Below are 4,016 nucleotides of genomic sequence, written 5' to 3' on the forward strand. Positions count from 1 at the left end.
CCAGATCGACCTGCCGCCCAACACCAAGTCGGGCCTGGTCGAGGCGCTGCGCATCCTCGACGGCGTGCCGGGCATCGTCACCGTCCGCTTCAACGAGGGTGATGTCGTGCGCCATCCGCTGGTTGCCGAGATCGTCAAGGCCTATGACCGGGACGGCAAGTTCGCCAGGGGCCTCGGCGCCGAGAGCTGATCCAAGCCCCATGGCTGAAAATCCGGGATCCAGCGGCAAGACGCCGGTCGACATCGATATTTTCGTCGAGGCCGGCGACTGGCCCCCTGAGGCCGAGCTGGCGCACCTGGTCGATCATGCCGTCGCTGCCGCCTTTGCCGAAACCGGTGCGAGCGGCGCATCGGAGCTCAGCGTGGTTTTTTCCGACGACGCCCATATCCGCACTCTCAACGCCGAATGGCGCGGCAAGGACAAGCCGACCAACGTACTGTCTTTCCCGGCTTTTTCCGTCCCGAAGGGCGCCGAGTTGCCGCCGATGCTGGGCGACATCGTGCTTGCTTCCGAGACGGTCGCGCGTGAGGCCGCACTGGAAGACAAGCCGCTGGCGAACCATATCACCCATCTCGTCATCCATGGCCTGCTGCATCTTCTGGGCCATGATCACGAGACCGACGCCGAGGCCGAGGAGATGGAAGCGATCGAGCGCGCGGCGCTTGCGAGGCTTGCCATTCCCGATCCCTACGCGTAACAAAAAAGACCAATTGACCTGATGGCGATGAACGATAAACCAGAAACTGCCGCCCGTCCGGACGCCGGCAGTGCGGCCAAGCCTTCCGAAAAATCGGAAGAGGGCTCCAGTCCGAGTATTCCGACCGGCAGCGTGGCCGCCGAGCCTTCGCATGCCGGTCCTTCTCTCTTCGATCGCGTGCTAGGCCTGTTCAGGCACCGCAACGGCACCAACCTGCGCGAGGAGATCGCCGACGCGCTGGCCGAGACGGCCACCGATGCCGAATCCTTCTCGCCCGGCGAACGTGCGATGCTCAACAACATCCTGCGGCTGCGCGAAGTGCGCGTCGAGGACGTCATGGTGCCGCGTGCCGATATCGAGGCGGTCGAGATCACCACCTCGCTTGGCGATCTGCTTGGCCTCTTCGAACAGTCCGGTCATTCCCGCATGCCGGTCTATTCCGAAACGCTCGACGATCCGCGCGGCATGGTCCACATACGCGACGTTCTTGCCCACATCACCAAGGTCGCCCGCGTCAAGAAGGGCCGCGCGAACAGGAAGGCGCAGGCGCCGACCATCCTCGATCTGGCCCAGGTCGATCTCGCCCGCACCATCGGCGATCTCGACCTGATCCGTCCGGTACTGTTCGTGCCGCCATCGATGCTTGCTTCCGACCTGATGGGGCGCATGCAGACGACGCGCACCCAGATGGCGCTGGTCATCGACGAATATGGCGGCACCGACGGCCTCGCCTCGCTGGAAGACATCGTCGAGATGGTGGTCGGCGACATCGAGGACGAGCACGACGACGACGAGCCGATGATCACCCGGATCGGAGAGGGCGTGTTCGTGGTCGACGGCAAGGCCGAGATCGACGAGGTCGCCAAGATGATCGGCGAGGATTTCGCCGCGGGCGAGCACGGTGAATATGTCGACACCATCGGCGGCATGATCTTCAACACGCTCGGCCGGGTTCCGGCCCGTGGCGAAGTGGTGCAGGCCATACCGGGCTTCGAATTCCACGTGCTCGACGCCGATCCGCGCCGCGTCAAGCGGGTGCGCATTGTGCAGAGCCCGAAGGGCGAACGGCAGCGCCGCCGCGCGGCGCGCACCGAGCAGGCCTGATATTCGCTAATGCCGATCGACGACCCGTTCAAGCACGCTGTCCTCGGCTCCGGCGTCTTCTATCAAGATCCCCGCGCGGCTTTGGCCTGGCTTCAGGCGGCGTTCGGCTTCGACCCGAGCATGCTGGCGAGCGACAGCGACGGGCGACTTGTTCATGCCGAAATGCGGTTCGGCGACGGCTATATCATCGTCGATGCCGAATGGGCCGCGCATATTGCCAGCCCCGCCTCTGTCGGCGGCAAGAACACGCAGTCGGTTTATATCCGATTGAGGGAAGACCTCGGCGCCCATTGCGAGAAAGCGCGCGCCGCGGGGGCAGAAATCGTTGAGGAGCCCATCGATCGTTTCTACGGCGAACGGCAATATCGAGCCCGCGATCCAGAAGGCCATGTCTGGACCTTCACACAGACCGTGCGCATTGTGCCCAAAGAGGAGGCCGAGCGACTGAGCGGCCTCAGCATTGAAGGGTGGCACCGTTAGCGCGACCGTGAATTTGGTTGCGCTCACTCATGTTTGGAGCATCCGGCTCGGCCTGTTAAATGTCTGGCTGCCTGATTCGCGCGACTTGGAAAGTTGAATGCAGCGCTTTGCCGGCCGGATAATTCTGCTGTGGGGGTGGCGGCGGTCGCTGGTGGCGTTTGTCGCGGGAGCGCTCGCGGTTCTCGCCCAGGCGCCTTACGATTTCTTCGCCGTCTGTTTCGTCTCGTTTCCGGTGCTTGTCTGGCTGCTCGACGGCGCCACCGGTGAAGCCTCCGACGGCTGGCTGCGTCGCCTTCGCCCGGCTTTCGCCATCGGATGGTGGTTCGGCTTCGGCTATTTCCTCGCCGGCCTCTGGTGGATCGGCCAGGCCCTTCTTGTCGAGGCCGACAGCTTCGCTTGGGCGCTGCCCTTCGCCGTCGTCGGCATCCCCTTTGGGCTCGCCTTCTTCTATGGTTTTGCGACGCTCGTGGCGCGGCTTTGCTGGAGCAGTGATATCGGCCGCATCGCCGCACTTGCCTTCGGCTTCGGCCTTGCGGAATGGCTGCGCGATTTCCTGTTCACCGGCTTTCCCTGGAATGCCGTCGGCTATGCCGCAATGCCGGTGCCCCTCCTGATGCAAAGCGTGTCGGTGACGGGCATGATCGGCATGAACGCGCTCGCCGTTTTTGTCTTTTCCCTGCCGGCGCTTGTCGCGGCGCGCCGGCATCTCAGGCTGGGCTTGGCCTTGTTCGTCGCTCTCGTTGCCGCTCACGTCGGCTTCGGCTATTTCAGGCTTGCCGTCCCAGCCCCGCCGGCCACCCGCTCGATCGACGTGCGCATCGTTCAGCCCGCCGTCGACCTCACGGAGAAATGGGATGCCTCGGTGCGCGACCGCATCTTCGCCACGCTGATGGGGATTTCGGCGAAGGCACCGGAGCAAGGCCATGCCAAGCCGCAACTGATCCTGTGGCCGGAAACGTCCGTGCCGTTCCTGTTCACGGAGCGTCCGGACGCGCTGACGGCCTTGGGCGATATGCTGGGCGACGGCCAGATGCTGATTGCCGGCGTGGTGCGCGAGGAGGGTGGCGCAGGCAATGCCGGCAGCCGTTATTACAACTCCGTGGTGGCGATCAACGACAAGGGCGAGATCGTCGATGCTGTCGACAAGGTGCATCTGGTGCCGTTCGGCGAATATCTGCCTTTTGCCGGCCTGTTCGAGCGTTTCGGCATAGGCCAGCTCGTTGCCGGACCGATGAATTTCGCCGCCGGCAACGAACGCCATCCGATCGCGGTGCCGAACGGCCTGCGCGCCGTTCCGTTCATCTGTTACGAGGTCATCTTTCCTGACCTCGTTGCAATCGATGCAGCGTCATCCGAGCTTATTGTGAACGTCACCAACGACGCCTGGTTTGGCGACACGCCAGGCCCCTACCAGCACTTCAAGCAGGCGCAGATTCGTGCGGTGGAGAATGGAGTGCCTTTGTTGCGTGCGGCCAACAACGGCATCTCTGCCGTTGTCGATTCGCGTGGGCGCATCGTCGATGCCCTGGCAGTCGATGCGCGCGGCGCCATCGACGCCCATGTGCCGGTTTCCGGGCGCGCCCTGCTAACCGCCGATCAGCGGCGAATTAACGGATTGCTGATCATGTTGCTGTTTGCCCTCGCGGCCCTCACATTGAATGTAAGGCAGCGGCTACGGGTGAATTGACAGTCGGCACATTAGAAACTCATACTGTAACGCCTAAAATTTTCTCG

5 protein-coding genes are annotated in these 4,016 nt (G+C 63.5%); all 5 read left to right on the plus strand.

Annotated elements, in window-relative coordinates; genetic code table 11:
* A partial coding sequence (locus EOA32_RS34170) for a PhoH family protein (protein WP_189407610.1) occupies window positions 1-190 on the plus strand: 190 nt, incomplete at its 5' end.
* A gap of 10 nt (window positions 191-200) precedes the next feature.
* A complete protein-coding gene (gene ybeY / locus EOA32_RS34175; protein WP_095824234.1) occupies window positions 201-698 on the plus strand; it encodes an rRNA maturation RNase YbeY in 498 nt (165 codons plus the stop codon).
* 27 nt (window positions 699-725) lie between these two features.
* Window positions 726-1,802, plus strand: coding sequence for a hemolysin family protein (locus tag EOA32_RS34180; RefSeq protein ID WP_128374062.1), 1,077 nt, complete (start codon window positions 726-728; stop codon window positions 1,800-1,802).
* 9 nt (window positions 1,803-1,811) lie between these two features.
* A complete protein-coding gene (locus EOA32_RS34185) occupies window positions 1,812-2,282 on the plus strand; it encodes a VOC family protein (RefSeq protein ID WP_128374063.1) in 471 nt (156 codons plus the stop codon).
* Between the two features lie 97 nt (window positions 2,283-2,379).
* A complete protein-coding gene (gene lnt, locus EOA32_RS34190) occupies window positions 2,380-3,969 on the plus strand; it encodes an apolipoprotein N-acyltransferase (RefSeq protein WP_128374064.1) in 1,590 nt (529 codons plus the stop codon).
* Window positions 3,970-4,016: the final 47 nt, after the last annotated feature.

This window comes from Mesorhizobium sp. M1A.F.Ca.ET.072.01.1.1, from assembly GCF_004023325.1.
Taxonomy (GTDB): domain Bacteria; phylum Pseudomonadota; class Alphaproteobacteria; order Rhizobiales; family Rhizobiaceae; genus Mesorhizobium.